Below are 19,825 nucleotides of genomic sequence, written 5' to 3'. Positions count from 1 at the left end.
GAAGTCACCACACGTATGACGTTACTGGTGGGTTAACTGGCAAGTAAAGACCGGCGATTTCGCCGATGCGGCGCGCGTAGACCCCGCCCGACACTCCTGGCGACCCCACCCGTTTCAGGAGGCACCATGCAACACCGCATGCGTCGTGTCGCCACGTTCTTCTCCGCCGTGGCCGCAGCGCTCCTGTTGTCGCTCTCCCTCTCCGCCGCCCCCGCACAGGCCGCCACCCACAACCCGGTGGTCTTCGTGCACGGCATCAGCAGTTCGTCGAGCAGCTGGGACGACTGGATCGCCGACTTCAAGGCCGACGGCTACTCCTCTTCCGAGCTGTTCGCCTGGTCCTACGACTGGTCACAGTCGAACGTGACCACCGCCCAGCAACTGGCCACCGAGGTCAAGAGCGTGCTCGCGCAGACCGGCGCCTCGAAGGTCGACCTGGTCGTGCACTCCATGGGCGCGCTCAGCGCCCGGTACTACCTCAAGAACCTCGGCGGGACGTCGTACGTCGACGACTTCGTCTCCACCGCGGGGGTGAACCACGGGACGACCGTCGCCTCGTGGTGCACCTGGCTGTACACGTCCTGTGCCGAGATGTACACCGGCAGCTCGTTCCTGACCTCACTCAACTCCGGTGACGAGACACCGGGCAGCGTCGCCTACGCCAGCTACTGGTCGAACTGCGACGACATGCTCACGCCGGACACCACCGCGATCCTGAACGGCGCCACCAATGTGGAGGTCGGCTGCATCTCGCACACCGACATGAACAACGACTACGGCGTCTACGCGCAGGTGCGCGACTTCATCGCCTGAGACCGGCGCGTGGGCGCTTGTGGCGGACGTCCTGGGGGGACAATCACGGTAAGGCCCGTTCCTCCCGGGAGGTCCGTCATGCCGCTCCGCTCCGCCAGCTCCGGCAAGGTCTCGCGGGACGCCGTGCACCATCCGCTGTTCGCCCGCTATTACGCCCGGATCAGCGTGACCGCCGAGACACGGTTGGGCATGGGCGGCGTGCGTGACCGGCTGCTCGCGGGGTTGTCCGGCCGGGTCATCGAGATCGGTGCGGGCAACGGACTGAACTTCGCGCACTATCCGAGCGCCGTCTCGGAGGTGGTCGCCATCGAACCCGAGCGCGTCCTGCGGCAGTTGGCAGTCGAGGCGGCGCTGCGTTCGGATGTGCCGGTCGACGTGGTGCCGGGCGCGGCGGAGGCGCTGCCGGTCAAGAGCGAGGCGTTCGACGCGGCCGTGGTGTCGCTGGTGCTGTGCAGCGTCCGCGATGTGCCGCGGGCCCTCGCCGAACTGCGGCGCGTGCTGCGCCCCGGCGGCGCCGTGCGGTTCTTCGAGCACGGCAAGGGCGGCGGGCGCGCGATGACGTACACCCAGCGCGGACTGGACCGCACGGTATGGCCGCGGCTGAACGGCGGCTGCCACCTGGCCCGCGACCCGATCGCCGCGCTGCGCGACGGCGGATTCGAACTCGGCCCGTACCAGCGGCTGTTGATGCCCGAGCGGGGGCCGCGGCTGCCCACTTCGTACTGCGTGCTGGGCACCGCGCGGCGCCCGCCGCTCACGGAACAGGCTCGGTAGTCACAGGCTCCAACGGCGCAGCTCGTGGGCGATGTCGTGCACGGTGGCCGCTCCGCTCTTCACCAGCCGGGCGAGTTCGCGCACCTGCTGGGCGGAGGTGACGACCTTGAGCCCGCTGGCGACGAGATAGGCGTACGCGACCGCCGAGGCGAACATCGCGTTGGAGCGTTCGAGCGCCGGTACGTGCAGCAGGAGCTGGAGCAGGGCGGCGGCGCGGGCGTGCGGGCTGTCGTAGACGGGAACGCCGAATATCTCCGCCTCGTGCCGGCTGACGGCGGCGACGAGGGCTCCCCAGTCGGTGACCTGGGGGTCTCCGGGCGTCTTCTGTTCGGCGATCATGAGAAGCCAGGCGAGGTCGACTCTGAGACTGCTCAAGGGATCAACGACGACCTTCGCGCGTGCCATTGAGCGATCCGTCACGGGATCCGTCGCGGGATCCTTCACGAGATCCGTCGCGGGAGCCCTCCCGGTCCGCGCCGAACTCTTCGGCGAAGACGGACTCGTACTGCTTCATGAAGTCGGCGGCGGCCTCCACGAAGGTGTGGCCCACCTCGCCGGTGTCCTGCCTGACCAGCTCCTCGATGTAGCGGTTCACGCTCATGCCGCGCTCCAGGGCTCGCTCACGGGCGGCGCGGGCCGTGCCCTCGTCCACCCGTACGTTCAGCTGAGTCTTCGCCATGGTTCGAAGCTAGCGCCGAATCGCTAGCACCCGCAAGAGGGTGCCGCCCTTGCGCGACCCGGCACCGGGCCGCGGGGCGGGTGGAGAGTGCCCCCTACACGAGTATCAGGGGCACGACCTGGGGTGGACGGGACGCGGGACCTCGGGGGGATACCGGGTGTGCCCGGCATCACACTACGCTCGGCCGGACAAGGGAGTCGGGACGTCCATCACTGTCCATCACTGAGGAGGCGGCCTTGTCCACACCTGCTGCGGAGCACGCCGTCGGCCGCGCGGAGGGGGACGGGATCGCCGCCCGCGCCCGCGCTCTGACCAAGGCGTACGGCTCGGGCGAGACGACGGTGCTCGCCCTCGACTCGGTCGACGTCGACATCGTGCGCGGCCGCTTCACCGCGGTCATGGGCCCCTCGGGCTCCGGGAAGTCCACCCTCATGCACTGTCTGGCGGGGCTCGACACCGTTTCGGCCGGGCAGGTGTGGCTCGGCGGCACCGAGATCACCGGGCTGAAGGACCGGGAGCTGACCCGGCTGCGGCGGGACCGGATCGGGTTCATGTTCCAGTCGTTCAACCTGATCCCGACGCTGAACGCGGCCGAGAACATCACGCTGCCCATGGACATCGCGGGCCAGAAGCCGGACCAGGCGTGGCTGGACCAGGTCATCGACACGCTCGGTCTGCGCGACCGGCTCAAGCACCGGCCCGCGCAGCTGTCCGGCGGCCAGCAGCAGCGTGTCGCCTGCGCGCGGGCGCTCGCCTCGCGTCCCGAGCTGATCTTCGCGGACGAGCCGACCGGCAACCTCGACTCCCGTGCGGGGCTGGAAGTCCTCGGCTTCCTGCGCGAGGCGGTCGACGAACTGGGCCAGACGGTCGTCATGGTCACGCACGACCCGGGCGCGGCGGCCCACTCCGACCTGGTGCTCTTCCTCGGGGACGGGCGAATCGTGGACGAGATGGAGCGTCCTACGGCGGAGGCGGTGCTGGAGCGTATGAAGCGGTTCGACACGGTCCGGGTGACCTTCGACGGTGGGGGTGCCCCGGCGGGCGGGGCGACCGGCGACTCCGGAGATGGCTCTGTTGACGGATCCGGTGACGGATCCGGTCGCGACTCCGGCGGCGGATCTGGTGGCCGATCTGGTGGCGCATCCCCCGAAGTCGGCCCAGGTAGCGTCTCTGCCGACGGCGACCTCGGCGGCTCCGGCAGCTCCGGCAGCTCCGGCGACGTAACCCTCGACAAGGACTGAGGCGGTCGTGCTCAAGGCGACTCTGCGGAGTTTTCTCGCGCATAAGGGGCGGCTGCTGCTCTCGGCTCTGGCCGTCGTACTGTCCGTGGCGTTCGTCGCGGGCAGTCTCATCTTCTCGGACACGGTGACCCGGACCTTCGACCGGCTCTTCGCCTCCACCGCGGCCGATGTGACCGTGGAGCCGAAGAACGACCTCTCCTCGCAGATCCCGACCGGGGCCACCCAGACGGTGCCCGCCTCACTCGCGGACCGGCTGACGAAGGTCGACGGCGTCGCCGCCGCCCATGTGGACGCGGCGGTCGAGAACGCCACGGTCGTCGACAGCAAGCACGACTCGGTCGGTCCGACGACGGGCGCCCCTACGATCGTCACCAACTGGCAGGTCACCGAGCGCAGTCCGGTGAAACTGACCTCCGGTCACGAGCCGAAGGGGGACAGCGAGGCGCTCCTGGACGCGGACACCGCCAAGAAGAAGCACGTCCGCATCGGGGACACCCTGACCGTGCGGGCGCGGCCCGGCCCGTTCCAGGTGCGGATCGTCGGTATCGCCACCTTCACCACCACCAACCCCGGTGCCGCGCTGATCTACCTCGACACCCCGACCGCGCAGACCCGACTGCTCGGCAGCCCCGACGCCGCCACGAGCATCTCGCTGGACGCGGCGCCGGGTGTCAGCGATGACCGGCTCAAGCAGCGGGTCGCCGCCGAGCTCGGCACGAAGACATATGACTTGAAGACCGCCGAGGAACAGGCCAAGTCCGCCGCCGCCCAACTCGGCGGATTCCTGGACGTCATCAAGTACGTGATGCTCGGCTTCGCCGGAATCGCCGTGCTCGTGGGCGTCTTCCTCATCGTCAACACCTTCTCGATGCTCATCGCCCAACGCACCCGCGAACTGGGCCTGTTGCGCGCGCTCGGTGCCGACCGTCGCCAGGTGCGCCGGTCCGTGCTCACCGAGGCCCTGCTGCTCGGCCTGGTCGGTTCGACGCTCGGGCTCGCCGCGGGGATCGGGCTCGCGCTGGGACTGATCAAGCTCATGACCGCGTTCGGCATGAACCTCAAGTCGACCGAGATGGTGATCGGTTGGGCGACACCCGTCTCCGCGTACGTCGTCGGAGTCGGCGTGACGTTCGTGGCGGCGTATCTCCCGGCCAGGCGCGCGGCGGGCGTCTCTCCCATGGCTGCCCTCGCGGACGCCGAAGTCGCCGGTGTGGGACGGCCGTTGCGGGTGCGGGCCGTGGTGGGCACGGCCGTCGGCGCGGTCGGCGTGGCCGCGCTGGCGGGGTGTGCCGCGTCGTCGAAGACCTCGACGGCCGCCTCGCTGCTGGGACTCGGCGTCGCCCTGACGCTCATCGCGACCGTGATCGCGGGGCCGCTCCTGGTGCGGCCGGTGATCCGGATCCTGGGCGGTGCCTTCCCGGCGCTGTTCGGCTCGGTCGGCCGGATGAGCCAGCGCAACGCGCTGCGCAATCCACGCCGCACCGGCGCCACCGCGGCCGCCCTGATGGTGGGCCTCGCCCTGGTCGGCGGAATGTCCGTGGCCAGCGCGTCGATGACCAAGTCCTTCGACCAGCAGATCGACAAGACGCTGGGTGCCGACTTCGTGATCCAGAACAGCAATTTCGTGCCGTTCCCACAGGACCTCACCGACAAGGTGCGCGGCACGCAGGGCGCCGGGCTCGTGGTCCGCCAGCGGTTCTCGCCGGTCGCGGTGCGGCTGCCGGACGGCAAGAGGATCGAGACGACCGCGGCGGCCTACGATCAGCGGCTCGACGACGTCGCCCATGTGACGTACGCGCAAGGGAACACCGCCGCGGCGCTTGCCGACGGGCACATCGCGATGGACGTGAAGTTCGCGAGGAAGCACGGCGTGCGCGTCGGCAGCGTGATCCCCGTCGAGTTCCCGGCCGATCGCAAGACCGAGCTGACCGTGGGGGCGCTCACCGACCAGGACAACGGCGGGGGCTTCGGTATGCAGGGCGGCCTCTACTTCGGCTTCGGCACGATCGAGAAGTACGTGCCCGGCGGTCAGGACTCCGCGCTCTACGTGAACGCGGCCTCGGGTACCAGCGCCGACCGGTTGCGCGCACGTCTCCAGCAGACGCTCGACCCGTATCCGCAGGTGAAGGCGCTCGACCAGGCCGACTACAAGAAGCTGATCCACGATCAGATCGCCGTGCTGCTCTACCTCGTGTACGCGCTGCTCGGTCTCGCGATCGTCATCGCGGTGCTCGGCGTGGTCAACACTCTTGCCCTGTCGGTCGTGGAGCGCACCCGCGAGATCGGGCTGCTGCGCGCGATCGGGCTCGCCCGGCGCCAGTTGCGCCGGATGATCCGCCTGGAGTCGGTGGTGATCGCCGTGTTCGGTGCGGTGCTCGGCCTGGCGCTGGGGATCGTCTGGGGCGTCTGTGTGCAGCAAGTGCTCGCCCTCCAGGGCATGAAGGCACTCGCCATCCCCTGGACGACCATCATCGCGGTCGTGATCGGTTCGGCGGTGGTGGGCATCGTGGCCGCACTCCTGCCGGCGTTGCGCGCGTCACGGATGAACGTGCTCGCGGCGATCGCGCACGAGTGAGGTGCACGCTGCGAGTCGCCCCCGGATGAGGAGAGTCCATGGCCCAGTCCCCACGCCCCTTCCGTTTCGGCGCCAACATGCTCTCCCCCGCGCCCGTCGACGAGTGGCGGGCGAAGTGCCAGAGGGCCGAGGCACTCGGCTATGACGTGATCACGGTGGCCGACCACCTCGGTATGCCCGCCCCCTTCCCTGCCCTGGTCGCCGCCGCCGAGGCGACCGAGCGGCCCCGTCTGGGCACCTTCGTGCTCAACACGGGCTTCTGGAACCCGGCGCTGCTGGCCCGCGAGGTGGCCACCACGGACGCGCTCACGGGCGGCCGCCTCGAACTCGGCCTCGGCACCGGTTACGTACAGGCGGAACACGAGACCGCCGGGCTCCGCTGGGGGTCACCGCGTGAGCGCGTCGACCATCTCCTGCGTACGGTGGAGGAGTTGGACCGCCTCCTGGGCTCGGACGCGCATCAGCCGCAGGCCCTGCAGAAGCCCCGGGTGCCGCTGCTGATCGGGGCCAACGGCGACCGGATGCTGCGGATCACGGCCGAGCACGCGGACATCGCGGCGTTCACCGGCGCACGCACCCTGGAGGGCGGCACGCTGGTCCCGGTCACGGCCGAGGAACTCGACGCACGCGTCGCCGTCCACCGGGAGGCCGCCGCCGGGCGCAAGGAGCCCGCCGAGCTCAATCTGCTGATCCAGATCGTGAGCGTCACTGACGACCGCGCCGCCGCCGTGGCGCCCTGGCTGCCCCGGATTCCCCACTTGACCGAACGGCAGGTCCTGGAGCTGCCGATCGTGCTGGTGGGCACCGTGGAGCAGATCGTCGAGCAGGTGCGGGCACAGCGGCAGCGGTACGGATTCTCGTATCTGACCGTGCTCGAGCCGGCCATGGAGGCGTTCGCTCCCGTCGTCGCGGCGCTGCGCGGCGAGTGACGTCCACATCGTGGAATTCGGCGTCCGGGACCGGGCCACGTGATGGGATCGGCACATGACCGACGTGCGCATACGGGCCGCGGCGCCCGACGACCTCGACACCGTGCTGGCCTTCTGGAAGGCGGCCGCCGAGGGGGCGAGCATCAGCGATGACCGGGACGGCGTGGAGCGACTGGTCGCCCGCGATCCGCAGGCGCTGATCCTCGCCGAGGACGGGGGAGAACTCGTCGGCACGGTGATCGCGGGCTTCGACGGTTGGCGCTGCCACCTGTACCGGCTGGCGGTGCATCCGCAGCGGCGGCGTCTCGGCATCGGCTCGGCGCTGCTCGCCGCCGCCGAGGAACGGTTCGTACGGCTCGGCGGGCGGCGCGGGGACGCGATGGTGCTCCAGCGGAACGAGACCGGACAGCATGCGTGGCGGGCCGCCGGGTACACACCCGAGGAGCAATGGCGCCGCTGGGTGAAGCCGCTCGGCACGTAGGCGGAGCCCACCCGACGACCTTCTTTGCCGATCCTTTACCATTGAAGGGTCCCTGATCCTCCAAGGAAAGGTGTGAGCGTCCGCCCATGGGCGAGCCTCCCAGTACCCGACATCGCGCGTTCCCCCCGCCTCTGGCCGATCATGGGACGGAGGTGACCCGATGACCGAAGTGCTCCTCCTCCTGGTGGCGGTTGTGCTCTCCGTGGCCTGCGGCGCCTTCGTCGCGGCGGAGTTCTCGCTGACCACCGTCGAGCGCGGCGAGCTGGAGCGCGCCGTCGAGCGGGGTGAGCGCGGTGCGGCCGGCGCCCTCAAGGCCGTACGGAACCTCACCTTCCAGCTCTCCGGAGCCCAGCTCGGCATCACGGTCACCAACCTGGTCGTCGGCATGCTCTCCGAGGCGTCGATCGCCAAGCTGATCGCGGGTCCTCTGGAGGCGATCGGCGTCCCCCCCTCAGCGTCGAACTCGGTGGCCCTGGTCATCGGTACGGCCCTGTCGACGGTCTTCCTGATGGTCGTCGGCGAGCTCGTGCCCAAGAACTGGGCCATCTCCTCTCCCCTCGCCGTGGCCAGACGGGTGGCGACACCGCAGCGCTGGTTCAGCGCCGCGTTCCGCCCGTTCATCACCCATCTCAACAACACGGCGAACCATGTCGTACGACGCTTCGGCCTCGAGCCCGCCGAGGAGCTGGCGTCCGCGCGCGGGCCCCAGGAACTGGTCGCCCTCGCCCGGCACTCCGCCAAGGAGGGCGCCCTGGAGGCGGACACCGCCGAGCTGTTCGTGCGCACGCTGAACCTCGCCGACCTCACCGCGGAGAACGTGATGACCCCGCGCGTCCAGGTCATCGCGCTGGACGTCCAGGCGACCTGCGAGGACGTGGCGAACGCCACGAGGGCGACCGGACTGTCCCGCTTCCCCGTCTACCGCGGCAATCTCGACTCCGTCGTCGGCGTCGCCCACATCAAGGACGCGCTCGCCGTCCCCGCGGACCTGCGGGCCCGTACTCCCGTCTCCCAGATCATGCGCGAGCCGCTGTTCGTACCCGAGTCGCTGACCGTCGACCGGCTGCTCGACCGGCTGTCCGGCAAGCGCACCATGGCCGTGGTCATCGACGAGTACGGCGGCACCGCCGGCGTCGCCACCCTGGAGGACATCGTCGAGGAGGTCGTCGGCGAGGTCCGCGACGAGCACGACCCGCACGAGACGCCCGACCTGGCCCCGGTCGGCGAGGACCAGGAGGGCCGCGCGCTGTACTCGGCCGACGGGTCGGCCCGTACCGACCAGCTGGCCCGGGTCGGGCTGCGGGTGCCCGACGGACCGTACGAGACGCTGGCCGGTTTCGTCGCGGCCCGGCTCGGCCGCATCCCCGCCGTCGGGGACACCGTCGAGGTCGCCGGGTGGCGGCTCGACGTGGTGGACGCCTCGGGGCGGCGGGCCGCACGGGTGCTGCTGCACGCGCCGCACGACGAGAAGGAACCGCGGGACGAGGAGAAGGACGCGCGATGACCGCCGTACAACTGCTGATCGGCCTCGCGACCCTCGTCGTGAACGCCTTCTTCGTGGCCGCCGAGTTCGCGCTGATCTCGGTGCGCCGCAGCCAGATCGAGCCGCACGCCGAACAGGGCGACCGGCGGGCGCGCAGTGTGCTGTGGGGTCTGGAGCACGTGTCCGCGCTGCTGGCCGCCGCCCAGCTGGGCATCACCCTGTGCACGCTGGTCCTCGGCATCGTGGCCGAGCCCGCGATCGCGCATCTGCTGGAGCCGGTGTTCCACGCGGTGGGTGTCCCGCAGAGCGCGGGGCACGTGGTTTCCTTCGTGATCGCGCTCACCCTGGCGACGTATCTGCACATGCTGCTCGGCGAGATGGTGCCGAAGAACATCGCGCTCGCCGAGCCGGTGCGCACGGCGCTGCTGCTCGGACCGCCGCTGGTCGGGCTCGCGCGGGCGCTGCGCCCGGTGATCTTCGCGATCAACGCCTTCGCGAACGCGCTGCTGAAGCTGTTGCGGGTCGAGACCAAGGACGAGGTGACCGCGACCTTCTCCGACGACCAACTCGCCCGCCTGGTCCAGGACTCCACCGCCGCCGGACTCCTCGACGACCGCGCCCAGGAGCGACTGCACGACGCGCTGGAGCTGGGCCGCCGGCCCGTGCGCGACGTCGTCCTGCCGCTGGAACGGGTGGTCTACGCGCGCGTGGGCGTCACTCCGGAGGAGCTGGAGCATCTCGCCGCCGAGTCCGGCTTCTCGCGCTTCCCCGTGGTCGACGAGGGGCGCCGCATCGTCGGCTATCTGCACGTCAAGGACGCGCTGGACGCGACACCGCGGGACATGCCGTTCCGGGTGCAGGACATGCGGCCCATCGCGCGCATCCGGGAGAGCACCCCGCTGGACGACGTACTCACGGCCATGCGGCGCAGTCGCACGCACCTCGCCGCGGTCATGGGCAGCGACGGGCGGCTGGCAGGGCTGGTGACGATGGAGGACGTACTTCAAGAGCTGTTCGGGCAGCCGGCGTGAGCGCCTGCTGAGCGGGCGGCGAGCTCGGCGGGTGGGGGTGTCGGCGTGAGCGCCTGCTGAGCGGTCGGCATGAGCACGGCGGGGCCGTCGGCGTGAGCGCCTGCTGAGCAGGCGGCATGAGCACGGCGGGACGGCTGGCGAGCCCGACGTGAGCACGGCGGGACAGCCACCAGTACGGCTGAGCGCTCGGCGTGATCGCCTGCCAGGCGGCCGCGATGAGCAACGCCGGGGCCCGCGTGTGCGCACCCCGGCGGGGGCGGACCGCAGCGGAGCCGGACCGCGGGCGGGGCGGACCACGGCGGAGCCGGACCACGGCGCGGCGGAGCCGGACCACGGCGGGGCGGACCGCGGCGCGGCGGAGCCGCACCAGAGCGGAGCCGGGCCACGACCGGGGGCGGCGCCCCGCCGAGCCGCGCTCCTCCGGCCGGGCTCAGGCCCGACCGACCGACGGGTATGCACCCGGGTTACCATCTTTTCCGCCATGCAGACGAACGCCACCTACACCAGTCTTGTCGCGATCGGCGACTCCTTCACCGAGGGCATGTCGGACCTGTTGCCCGACGGTACGTACCGGGGCTGGGCCGATCTCCTAGCGGCCCGGATGGCGGCCCGGACGCCCGGATTCCGGTACGCCAATCTGGCGGTGCGCGGCAAGCTGATCGGGCAGATCGTCGACGAGCAGGTGGACGCGGCGGTCGCGCTGCGGCCCGACGTGATCACACTGGTCGGCGGGCTCAACGACACGCTGCGGCCCAAGGTCGACATGGGACGCGTCCGCGGGCTCCTGGAGGAGGCCGTGGAGCGGCTCGCCCCCGCCTGCGAGCAGCTCGTCCTGATGCGCAGCCCCGGCCGCAACGGTCCCGTCCTCGAGCGGTTCCGGCCGCGTATGGAGGAGCTCTTCACCGTCGTCGACGACCTCGCGAAGCGGCACGGCGCACTGGTGGTCGACCTCTACGGAGCGCCGTCGCTCGCCGATCCCCGCATGTGGGACGTGGACCGGCTGCACCTGACGGGCGAGGGCCACCGCCGCGTCGCCGAGGCGGTGTGGCAGGCGCTCGGGTACGAGCCGGAGGACCCCGAGTGGCGTACCGCGATGCCGCCCACGGCGCCGCCCGGCTGGGTCGCCCGCCGCACCGCCGACGCCCGCTTCGCCAGGCAGCACCTGCTGCCGTGGATCGGACGGCGGCTGACGGGGCGTTCGTCGGGCGACGGACGCCCGGCCAAGCGGCCGGAGCTGCTGCCGTACGAGGGGCCCGTGAGGCAAACACCCGGGATGTAGGCACTGTGGGGTAGACACACGGCCGAAGGGAGCCGCATGCCCACCACCGTGATCAATCTCAAGGGCCACATCCACGACTTCGGTCCCCGGCTCGAACACGCCCCCGCGGACCTCGTCTACATCGGCCGCCGCTGGACCATGGGCCACTGGGACCTCCCGCAGCACCCCCTGTACAACCCGTTCGCGTACGACACACCCACCAAGAAGCGGGACGGTACGCGCGCCGAAGTCATGGCCAAATACCGGGCGTACCTCCTCGAACGCCCCGAGCTGCTCGCCCAGGTGCCCGCCCTGCGTGGCCGGACACTGGCGTGCTGGTGCGCGCCCGAGCTGTGCCACGGCGACATCCTGGCCGAGCTGGCCGACGCCTCGTAGGCAGCGGGCTCCGGCCGTCACCCCTGCGGGTGTCCCCGGTGGCGTGGGCGCGCGCGTGCCTGCTTGCTGGACCGAGAGGGGACGGGGGGCTCGGAAGAGAAGGCGGGCGTCGATGGAGCCGAAGGACGAGCGCCTGCGGACACCGCGGGCTGCCGGTGTCGCGGGGGCGGTGTTCGCGCTCCTGCTCGCCGCGGCCATCGTGCTGATGCGGATCGCGATCCCCTCGGGGAACGCCGCCGGCTCGGTGGTCGAACCGGATCACCGGTGGGCGGTGCGAGTGGCGCTGGAGATCCTCCCGTTCGCGGGAATCTTCTTCCTGTGGTTCATGGGAGCTCTGCGCTCGCACGTCGGTGACGCCGAGGACCGCTTCATCGCCACCGTGTTCCTGGGCAGCGGGCTGGTCTTCGTCGCCACCGTGTTCGGGGCCGGCGCCGCGGCGGGAGCCGTGCTGAACGCGACGCAGCCCTCGGGCTTCGGCCGCCATTTCGCTTACACGCTGATGACGACGTACGCGCTCCGCATGGCGGCCGTGTTCGTCTTCACGACCTCGACCATCGGGCAGCGCCTCGGCGTCCTGCCCCGTCCGCTCGCCCTCCTCGGATATCTCGCGGGCCTTGTGCTGCTCGTCTTCGGGTCCAGCCTGCCCTGGTCCGAGCTGGTCTTCCCGGCCTGGGCGCTGGTCGTCAGCGTGCACATCCTGCGGACGGGTCTTCGCGAGCCGCGCCCCGTCCGGCACACGGGGTGAGCTCGTCGTTCCAACGGTCCAATCGTCGAGCGGCCCCGCGGCCTCTCCCCCATGCTGAGGAAGAGGGGGCGAGACGGGGCCACGGAAAGGCTGATCCTCGGTGAGGCTTGTCGTCGATCTCAACCGCTGCCAGGGATACGCGCAGTGCGCGTTCCTCGCTCCCGACGTCTTCGCCATGCACGGCGATGAGTCCCTGCTCTACGACCCACAGGCCGCGGAGGAACGGCGCGAGGAAGTGGCGCGGGCCGTCGCCGCGTGCCCCGTCCAGGCCATCACCGTGGAGGCGCACTCCGTGGCCGAGGCCTCAGGACCCGACCGGGAGGGCGACCGGTGAGCGGTGACGGATCCCTGGACCGGCTCAAGCGCGAAGGACGCATCGTCGTCGTCGGCGCCTCGCTGGCGGGCCTGCGGGCGGCGGAGACCCTGCGTGAGGAGGGGTTCACCGGCTCGTTGACCATGGTCGGGGACGAGCCGTACGAGCCCTACGACCGGCCCCCGCTGTCCAAACAGGTCCTGCTGGGCAAGGCCACGGCGGACCGCACGCTGCTCCCCCGGCGCCGGGCGATCGACGCCGAGTGGCGGCTCGGAGTCCCGGCCACCGGCCTCGACCTGGCGGCCGGACGGGTACGGCTGGCCGACGGCGACGAGGTGGAGTACGACCGGCTGCTCATCGCCACCGGTGTACGCGCCCGGCCGTGGCCCCGGGCGGAGGAGGCGGAGCTCGACGGGGTGTTCGTCCTGCGGACCCGCGACGACGCCCACGCGCTGGAGGCTTCGCTCGCGCAGGGCCCCCGCCGCGTGCTCGTCATCGGCGCCGGCTTCACCGGCTCGGAGATCGCCTCCGCCTGCCGGGAACGCGGGATCGCGGTCACCGTGGCCGAACGGGCCAACGCGCCGCTGGTCGGCGCGCTCGGCGGAGTTGTCGGTGAGGTCGCGGCCGCGCTGCACCGCGAGCACGGCGTCGACCTGCGCTGCGGCGTCATGGTGACCGGCCTGGAGGGCGACTCCGCGGGTCGCGTCCGCGCCGCCCATTTCTCCGACGGGAACAGCGTCGAGGCCGACGTGGTGGTCGTGTCCCTCGGCGCCCAGCGCAACACCGAATGGCTGGCCGGCTCCGGACTCGGCGCGGGCCCGCGGGGTATCGCCTGCGATGCCGGCTGCCGGGCGTTCGACGTCCGGGGCATCGTCACCGACGACATCTTCGTGGCCGGCGATGTCGCGCGCTCCCCGCATCCGCTGTTCGCCTACCAGTTCCTGTCCCTGGAGCACTGGGGCAACGCCGTCGCGCAGGCCGAGACCGCGGCGCACAACATGATCAGCGAAAGCGTGGACCGCCGCCCGCACATCTGGGTGCCCGCCTTCTGGTCCTCCCAGTTCGGGGTGAACATCAAGTCCGTCGGGGTACCGCCGATGGGGACGGAAATCGTCATCGTGCAGGGCTCCCGCGAAGAGCGCAGGTTCACCGGCGTGTACGGCTATCAGGGGCGTGTCATCGCCGCGGTCACCTTCGACCAGACGAAGTGGCTGCAGTTCTACCAGCAGCTCATCGAGACCGGGGCACCGTTCCCCCCGTCCTTCCCCACGGTGGACCGCCGCTCCGACGGGCAGCACCCGATGGACGCGGACTTCCCCGACCCGTCAGTGCCGACGCACGGGCCGACCGTCACCCTCAGCGGATATTCGCCGGCCGACCGGCGGATGACGTTCCACCCCGCCAGGCACTGAACATCCCCGCCGCGCAGATTCCACGTTCACGAGGACGGACCATGACGCAAGCCATCCTGCGGCAGATCATCGACTACGCCCACCGTGCCAATCCGTATCCGCTGTACGAGGAGCTCCGCAAGACGCCCGTCTTCAAGGACGGGGACGGGCCGTTCGTCGTCAGCACCTACTACGACATCCAGAGCCTGCTCCACGATCCGCGGGTCAGCTCCGACGCCCGGAATCTCAAGTCGACGGCGGCCGACCCGCTGGGCGAATCGGAGGAGGAGTCAGTCCTGCCCCCGAGCTTCCTGCGGCTTGATCCCCCGGAGCACGACCGGCTGCGGCGGATGACGAACCGGCCCTTCGGGCCGCCGCACTCCCCCCGTCGGGTCTACGAGATGCACGGAGAGCTGAAGAACATCGTCTCCGGGCTCATCGACGGCATCGACAGCCCTGAACGAATCGATCTGGTCGACCAGTTCTCGTACCCCTTCCCCGTGACCGTGATCTGCCGGGTGCTGGGAGTGCCGCGCGAGGACGAGGCGCGCTTCCACACCTGGGCGGACACCATCGCGGCCAGCCTGGACCCCGACCCGGACGTCGATCCCACCGAGCGCGCCAAGGTCTCGCAGAGCGCCCGTACAGAGCTGGGCATGTATCTGGCCGGGCTCATCGAGGAACGCCGCAAGAACCCCCGCAACGACATGCTGTCGGAGCTGGCCACCGCGCACGGGCCGGACGGCGCCATGACGACGATGGAGGTCATGAGCACCGCGGCACTCCTGTTGATCGCCGGTCACGAGACGACGGTCAACCTCATCACCAACGGCATGCTGACCCTGCTGCGCAACCCCGACATCCTGCAACGACTGCGCGAGGATCCGCAGCTGTCCGTGCCCATCGTCGAGGAGCTGCTCCGCTTCGAGCCACCGGTACAGCTGGTGCCGCAGCGCACCACCATCGCCGACATCGAGGTCCGCGGCGTCACCATCCCCAAGGGCGCGTCGCTGTGGCTGGTGCTGGCGGCGGGTAACCGCGACCCCGACCGCTTCGACCATCCGGACCGGTTCGACCCGGACCGCGGGGACATCCAGCACCTGGGCTTCGGCAGCGGCATCCACAGCTGCTTCGGCGCCCCGCTGGCGCGGCTGGAGGCACAGCTCGCGCTGAGCGAGCTGGCCCGCAGGCTGGAGAACCCCCGGCTGCTGGAGGACCCGCCTCCCTACCGGCAGAACGCGGTCCTGCGCGGCCCACGCCATCTGCCGATCGCCTGCGACGGCATCCGTCCCTAGGGCCCGTCGTCACATCCGCGGGGCGGGCGGGAAGGTGACGACAGGGCCCGGGGCTCCCGGCGAGGTCGGGTCGGTGGGTGATCCGTGGGGGCTCTCTGAGCTGTGGGGACGTCCGGGAGCCCCCCGGAACGCCAGGTAAACTCCGTCCACGTGACTGCCGCGCCCGCAAAGCCCCGTATCCCGAACGTCCTCGCCGGACGCTACGCCTCCGCCGAGCTCGCCACGCTCTGGTCTCCCGAGCAGAAGGTGAGGCTGGAGCGTCAGCTCTGGCTCGCCGTGCTGCGGGCCCAGAAGGACCTCGGGATCGAGGTGCCGGACGCCGCCATCGCCGACTACGAGCGCGTCCTCGACCAGGTCGACCTCGCCTCGATCGCCGAGCGCGAGAAGGTCACGCGGCACGACGTGAAGGCGCGGATCGAGGAGTTCAACGACCTCGCCGGGCACGAGCACGTGCACAAGGGCATGACCTCGCGTGACCTCACCGAGAACGTGGAGCAGCTGCAGACCCGGCTCTCCCTGGAGCTGATGCGCGACCGTACGGTGGGGGTCCTCGCGCGCCTCGGCAAGCTGGCGGGCGAGTACGCCGAGCTGGTCATGGCGGGCCGCTCGCACAACGTGGCCGCGCAGGCGACCACGCTCGGGAAGCGTTTCGCGACCGCCGCCGACGAGCTGCTCGTCGCGTACGGCCGGGTCGAGGAGCTGCTCGGCCGCTACCCGCTGCGCGGTATCAAGGGCCCGGTCGGCACGGCTCAGGACATGCTCGACCTGCTGGGCGGCGACGCGGCGAAGCTCGCCGAGCTGGAACAGCGCATCGCCGGGCACCTCGGCTTCTCGCAGGCCTTCACCTCCGTCGGCCAGGTCTACCCGCGCTCGCTCGACTACGAGGTCGTGACCGCGTTGGTGCAGCTGGCGGCCGCCCCGTCCTCGACGGCCAAGACGATCCGGCTGATGGCCGGGCACGAGCTGGTGACCGAGGGCTTCAAGCCGGGCCAGGTCGGCTCCTCCGCGATGCCGCACAAGATGAACACCCGCTCCTGCGAGCGTGTCAACGGCCTGATGGTCATTCTGCGCGGCTACGCGTCGATGACCGGCGAGCTGGCGGGCGACCAGTGGAACGAGGGCGACGTGTCGTGCTCGGTGGTACGGCGGGTGGCGCTGCCCGACGCGTTCTTCGCGCTCGACGGTCTGCTGGAGACCTTCCTCACCGTGCTCGACGAGTTCGGCGCCTTCCCGGCCGTCGTCGCGCGCGAGCTGGACCGCTACCTGCCGTTCCTGGCGACCACCAAGGTCCTGATGGGCGCGGTGCGCGCGGGCGTCGGCCGTGAGGTCGCCCACGAGGCGATCAAGGAGAACGCGGTCGCCTCGGCCCTCGCCATGCGCGAGCAGGGCGCCGAGCGCAACGAGCTCCTCGACAAGCTGGCAGCGGACGAGCGCATCCCGCTGGACCGCGCGCAGCTCGACGAGCTGATGGCCGACAAGCTGTCCTTCACCGGCGCCGCGGCGGACCAGGTCGCCGCCGTCGTCGGCCGCATCGAGGAGATCGTGAAGCAGCACCCGGAGGCCGCGGGCTACACGCCGGGGGCGATCCTCTGACGCGGCTGACTCCCGCGGATCTGGAGGCCGCCCGCGACCGGCTCGTGCCGGATGTCGTCGCGGACGGCCTCCATGTTCTGTTCTGCGGTATCAACCCGGGTCTGATGACGGCCGCGACGGGGCATCACTTCGCCCGCCCCGGCAACCGCTTCTGGCCCGTGCTGCACCTCTCCGGCTTCACCCCCCGGCTCATGAAGCCGTCCGAGCAGGGTGAGTTGCTCTCGTACGGGCTCGGCATCACGAACGTCGTGGCGCGCGCGACCGCCCGGGCCGATGAGCTCAGCGCCGACGAGTACCGAGAGGGCGGGCGGCTGTTGAGCGCCAAGGTGGAGCGGCTGCGGCCGCGCTGGCTGGCGGTGGTGGGAGTGACCGCGTACCGCGCGGCGTTCGGCGACCGCAAGGCCCACGTCGGCCCGCAGGAGCGGACGATCGGGCACAGCCGGGTGTGGGTGCTGCCCAACCCCAGTGGCCTCAACGCGCATTGGACGGCGGCGACGATGGCGGAGGAGTTCGGACGGCTGCGGGCGGCTGCCGCCGAGGGGTGACGGGTCAGGGCGGGTGGATCTCCGTGATCACGGCGAGCAGCCTGAACTCCTGGCCGGGACCGAGCCGGGAGACGCCGAGGGCGACCCACCGGCCATGGCCGTCCGGCTGCCACAGATGCACGTTCCTCACATGCGAGCCGAGGGAGGCCCATGGCTCCGGTATGTGCTCGTCACCCTGGTGGGCGCGCAGGAAGACGCCGTCCAGGCTGATGTGGTCCGGGGGCCCCCACCGGTCGGTGAGCCGCTGCGAGATGCCTTCCCGGTACGCCTCGTACTGCTCCGCCTCCTCGCCCTGCGCTGCGCCGGCGCTCCGCTCCAACTCGACGATGTGGAAACCGGGTCCCCCGGGGCCGACGAACGACCCGCCGTGCTCCGCGGGGAAATCCTGGGAGCACAGCCGGTCGATCGTGGCCAGATGCTGCGCGATGGTCATGACGTCCAGTAAACCGGCCACCACTGACAATTGGTGAGGTGTCAGGACGTTGCCGGGGTCAGGCGTCCCGGCGCCGCACGCTCCACGCGCCGGCCGTCAGGGCTGCCGCCGCCCAGGCCGCGGTCACGGCCAGCCCCGTCCACGCCCCGAGGGCACCGTCCCACGTCTCGTGGAGGACCACCTGCCCCGCCTTGTCCGGCAGGAAGTCGGCCAGGGTGCCGGACGCCGACCCGATGACGAACGAGACGATCAGGAGGAACGGGATCAGGATGCTCAAGGTGGCGACCCCGCTGCGCAGGAGGGCCGCGAGTCCCGCCGCGAGCAACGCCATCAGCATCAGATAGAGGCCGCAGCCGATCACACCACGGAACCCCTCGCTCCAGGTCAGGCCGCTCGCCCTGGTCCCGAGCGCCGCGGTGCCGACGACCAGGCTCACACCTCCCGTGACCAGGCCGACGACCAGCGCCGGTACGCCGATGGCCACGGCCTTTGCCGCGAACCACCGCACGCGGTCGGGGACCGCGGCGAGCGAGGCGCGCAGGGCGCCGCCCTGGAACTCGGCCGAGACCGCCTGCGCACCGAAGGTGATCGCCGCGATCTGCCCGAAGGTGACACCGAAGAACGCCGAGAACAGTGGGTCGAAGTCCGGGCCACCGGAGTCGTCGAGTCCCGCGAGCGCGGAGAAGACCGCCGTGGCGAGGACGACGGCGAGCAGGCCCCAGAGGAGCGACCTGAGCGTACGGATCTTGATCCACTCCGCGCGGAGTGCGGGCGCGAAGGCCGTGGTCGGGCCTTGCGAAGCCGATCTCGTCAGGACCGGGCGTTGTGCGGCCGGGGTCGTCATGCTCAGGCCTCCTGGGAGTGCGTCGGGGTCGGTGTGGCCGCGAATTCGGTCTCGGCCGAGGTCAGATCCAGGTAGGCCTGCTCCAACGTGCCTTCCTCCGAGGCGAGTTCGAGGATCGGCAGGCCGGCTCCGGACGTGAGGCGCCCGATGTCCTCCACGCGCGCGTCGAGGGCTGTCCAGAGTCCGTCCTCGTACTCGACGGCTTCGATACCGTGGCGCGCGAGCAGCTCCCTGAGCGCACCGCCGTCCGTGGTGCGCACCCGCACGCGCGGCTGCACGCGCGCGTGGATGAACTCCCGCACGGGCGTGTCGGCGAGGAGCCGGCCCCGGCCGAGGACGACGAGATGGTCGGCGAAGGACGCGGTCTCGTTCATGAGGTGGCTGGAGACCAGGACGGTGCGGCCTTGGCGGGCGAGCCGGCGCATCAACTCCCGGATCCAGATGATCCCTTCGGGATCGAGCCCGTTCGACGGCTCGTCGAGCAGCACCACGGGCGGGTCTCCCAGGAGCGCGGCCGCGATGCCCAGCCGCTGGCGCATGCCCAAGGAGTACGTCTTCACCCGGCGCCTCGCGACAGAGGCGAGCCCCGCCTCCTCCAATACCTCGTCCACGCGCCGTTCGGGGATGCGGTTGCTCGCGGCGAGCGCCCGCAGATGGTCGCGGGCGGTCCGTGATCCGTGCGCGGCCGCCGCGTCGAGCAGAGCGCCCACCTCACGCAACGGCTCGTGGAGAGTGGCGTAGGCGCGGCCGCCGATCGTGGCGGTGCCGGACGTGGGCCGGTCCAGGCCCAGTACGAGCCGCATGGTGGTGGACTTCCCGGCGCCGTTGGGGCCGAGGAAACCGGTGACGCGGCCCGGGAGGACGCTGAAGGTGAGCTGGTCCACGGCGCGCTCGCTGCCGTACTCCTTGGTCAGGTCTTGGACGTCGATGCTGGTCATGGCCCCAGCGTGGCCGCCGCTGAGGGTTCGTCACCTCCCCCGCGGGTGGAGATCGTCTCCCTCGCTCG

General features: G+C 71.0%; 21 protein-coding genes. 16 read left to right on the top strand and 5 right to left on the bottom strand.

Annotation, left to right across the window (positions count from 1 at the left end; translation table 11 throughout):
• The first annotated feature begins 126 nt into the window (after positions 1-126).
• A complete protein-coding gene (locus tag ACFVXA_RS29260; RefSeq protein WP_362034004.1) occupies positions 127-813 on the top strand; it encodes a triacylglycerol lipase in 687 nt (228 codons plus the stop codon).
• A 78-nt stretch (positions 814-891) separates the two neighbouring features.
• A complete protein-coding gene (locus ACFVXA_RS29255) occupies positions 892-1,587 on the top strand; it encodes a class I SAM-dependent methyltransferase (RefSeq protein WP_384399882.1) in 696 nt (231 codons plus the stop codon).
• Here ACFVXA_RS29255 and ACFVXA_RS29250 read toward each other — a convergent pair whose 3' ends face one another.
• Together ACFVXA_RS29250 and ACFVXA_RS29245 are read right to left on the bottom strand one after the other, a co-directional pair.
• Positions 1,588-1,962 carry a fic family toxin-antitoxin system, toxin component gene (locus ACFVXA_RS29250; RefSeq protein WP_384399880.1) on the bottom strand — a complete coding sequence of 125 codons (375 nt, stop codon included), beginning with the start codon at positions 1,960-1,962 and terminating at the stop codon, positions 1,588-1,590. It abuts the gene before it with no gap.
• A gap of 4 nt (positions 1,963-1,966) precedes the next feature.
• Entirely contained in the window at positions 1,967-2,266 is a 300-nt protein-coding gene (locus tag ACFVXA_RS29245) for a toxin-antitoxin system HicB family antitoxin (protein WP_362034009.1), read from the bottom strand.
• A gap of 236 nt (positions 2,267-2,502) precedes the next feature.
• On the opposite strand from ACFVXA_RS29245, the gene ACFVXA_RS29240 reads away from it, so the two are divergent.
• From ACFVXA_RS29240 to mug, 14 genes are all read left to right on the top strand, one after another.
• Positions 2,503-3,507 (top strand): ABC transporter ATP-binding protein, encoded by a 1,005-nt coding sequence (locus ACFVXA_RS29240; RefSeq protein ID WP_390027521.1) that lies wholly within the window; start codon positions 2,503-2,505, stop codon positions 3,505-3,507.
• Positions 3,508-3,514: 7 nt separating this feature from the next.
• Positions 3,515-6,082, top strand: coding sequence for an FtsX-like permease family protein (locus ACFVXA_RS29235; protein WP_383746317.1), 2,568 nt, complete (start codon positions 3,515-3,517; stop codon positions 6,080-6,082).
• A gap of 38 nt (positions 6,083-6,120) precedes the next feature.
• Positions 6,121-7,011, top strand: coding sequence for an LLM class F420-dependent oxidoreductase (locus tag ACFVXA_RS29230; protein WP_383746319.1), 891 nt, complete (start codon positions 6,121-6,123; stop codon positions 7,009-7,011).
• 55 nt (positions 7,012-7,066) lie between these two features.
• Entirely contained in the window at positions 7,067-7,492 is a 426-nt protein-coding gene (locus tag ACFVXA_RS29225; RefSeq protein WP_383746320.1) for a GNAT family N-acetyltransferase, read from the top strand.
• A gap of 160 nt (positions 7,493-7,652) precedes the next feature.
• Positions 7,653-8,996, top strand: a complete 1,344-nt coding sequence (locus ACFVXA_RS29220; protein WP_362034024.1) for a hemolysin family protein — start codon at positions 7,653-7,655, stop codon at positions 8,994-8,996.
• A complete protein-coding gene (locus ACFVXA_RS29215) occupies positions 8,993-10,006 on the top strand; it encodes a hemolysin family protein (RefSeq protein WP_362034027.1) in 1,014 nt (337 codons plus the stop codon). The genes ACFVXA_RS29220 and ACFVXA_RS29215 overlap by 4 nt, the downstream gene beginning before the upstream one ends.
• Before the next feature lie 481 nt (positions 10,007-10,487).
• On the top strand, positions 10,488-11,285 hold the full coding sequence (locus ACFVXA_RS29210; RefSeq protein WP_390027518.1) for an SGNH/GDSL hydrolase family protein: 798 nt from the start codon (positions 10,488-10,490) through the stop codon (positions 11,283-11,285).
• Positions 11,286-11,321: 36 nt separating this feature from the next.
• Complete coding sequence (locus ACFVXA_RS29205) at positions 11,322-11,660, top strand: DUF4326 domain-containing protein (protein WP_362027551.1); 339 nt, start codon at positions 11,322-11,324, stop codon at positions 11,658-11,660.
• Positions 11,661-11,772: 112 nt separating this feature from the next.
• Complete coding sequence (locus ACFVXA_RS29200) at positions 11,773-12,405, top strand: hypothetical protein (RefSeq protein WP_383746323.1); 633 nt, start codon at positions 11,773-11,775, stop codon at positions 12,403-12,405.
• Positions 12,406-12,505: 100 nt separating this feature from the next.
• The gene (locus tag ACFVXA_RS29195; protein ID WP_362027555.1) at positions 12,506-12,739 is read left to right on the top strand and encodes a ferredoxin; all 234 of its coding nucleotides are present in this window, start codon (positions 12,506-12,508) and stop codon (positions 12,737-12,739) included.
• Complete coding sequence (locus ACFVXA_RS29190) at positions 12,736-14,130, top strand: NAD(P)/FAD-dependent oxidoreductase (protein WP_383746325.1); 1,395 nt, start codon at positions 12,736-12,738, stop codon at positions 14,128-14,130. Before ACFVXA_RS29195 ends, ACFVXA_RS29190 begins: the two co-directional genes overlap by 4 nt.
• 41 nt (positions 14,131-14,171) lie before the next feature.
• Positions 14,172-15,404 (top strand): cytochrome P450, encoded by a 1,233-nt coding sequence (locus tag ACFVXA_RS29185; RefSeq protein ID WP_390027516.1) that lies wholly within the window; start codon positions 14,172-14,174, stop codon positions 15,402-15,404.
• Positions 15,405-15,554: 150 nt separating this feature from the next.
• Positions 15,555-16,997, top strand: a complete 1,443-nt coding sequence (gene purB / locus ACFVXA_RS29180; protein ID WP_383906921.1) for an adenylosuccinate lyase — start codon at positions 15,555-15,557, stop codon at positions 16,995-16,997.
• A gap of 44 nt (positions 16,998-17,041) precedes the next feature.
• Positions 17,042-17,542, top strand: coding sequence for a G/U mismatch-specific DNA glycosylase (mug, locus tag ACFVXA_RS29175; protein ID WP_389468168.1), 501 nt, complete (start codon positions 17,042-17,044; stop codon positions 17,540-17,542).
• 4 nt (positions 17,543-17,546) lie between these two features.
• On the opposite strand, the gene ACFVXA_RS29170 is transcribed toward mug, so the two are convergent.
• The 3 genes from ACFVXA_RS29170 to ACFVXA_RS29160 are packed head-to-tail and all read right to left on the bottom strand — an operon-like array spanning position 17,547 to position 19,757.
• Positions 17,547-17,975, bottom strand: coding sequence for a hypothetical protein (locus tag ACFVXA_RS29170; protein ID WP_383746328.1), 429 nt, complete (start codon positions 17,973-17,975; stop codon positions 17,547-17,549).
• 58 nt (positions 17,976-18,033) lie between these two features.
• A complete protein-coding gene (locus ACFVXA_RS29165; RefSeq protein WP_362027567.1) occupies positions 18,034-18,819 on the bottom strand; it encodes an ABC transporter permease in 786 nt (261 codons plus the stop codon).
• Positions 18,820-18,821: 2 nt separating this feature from the next.
• On the bottom strand, positions 18,822-19,757 hold the full coding sequence (locus ACFVXA_RS29160; protein WP_390027514.1) for an ATP-binding cassette domain-containing protein: 936 nt from the start codon (positions 19,755-19,757) through the stop codon (positions 18,822-18,824).
• Positions 19,758-19,825: the final 68 nt, after the last annotated feature.

The organism is Streptomyces sp. NPDC058246 (genome assembly GCF_042881985.1).
Lineage (GTDB): Bacteria > Actinomycetota > Actinomycetes > Streptomycetales > Streptomycetaceae > Streptomyces.
Note: the sequence above shows the minus strand (reverse complement) of the source record. Positions and strands in the feature narration are given on the sequence as shown.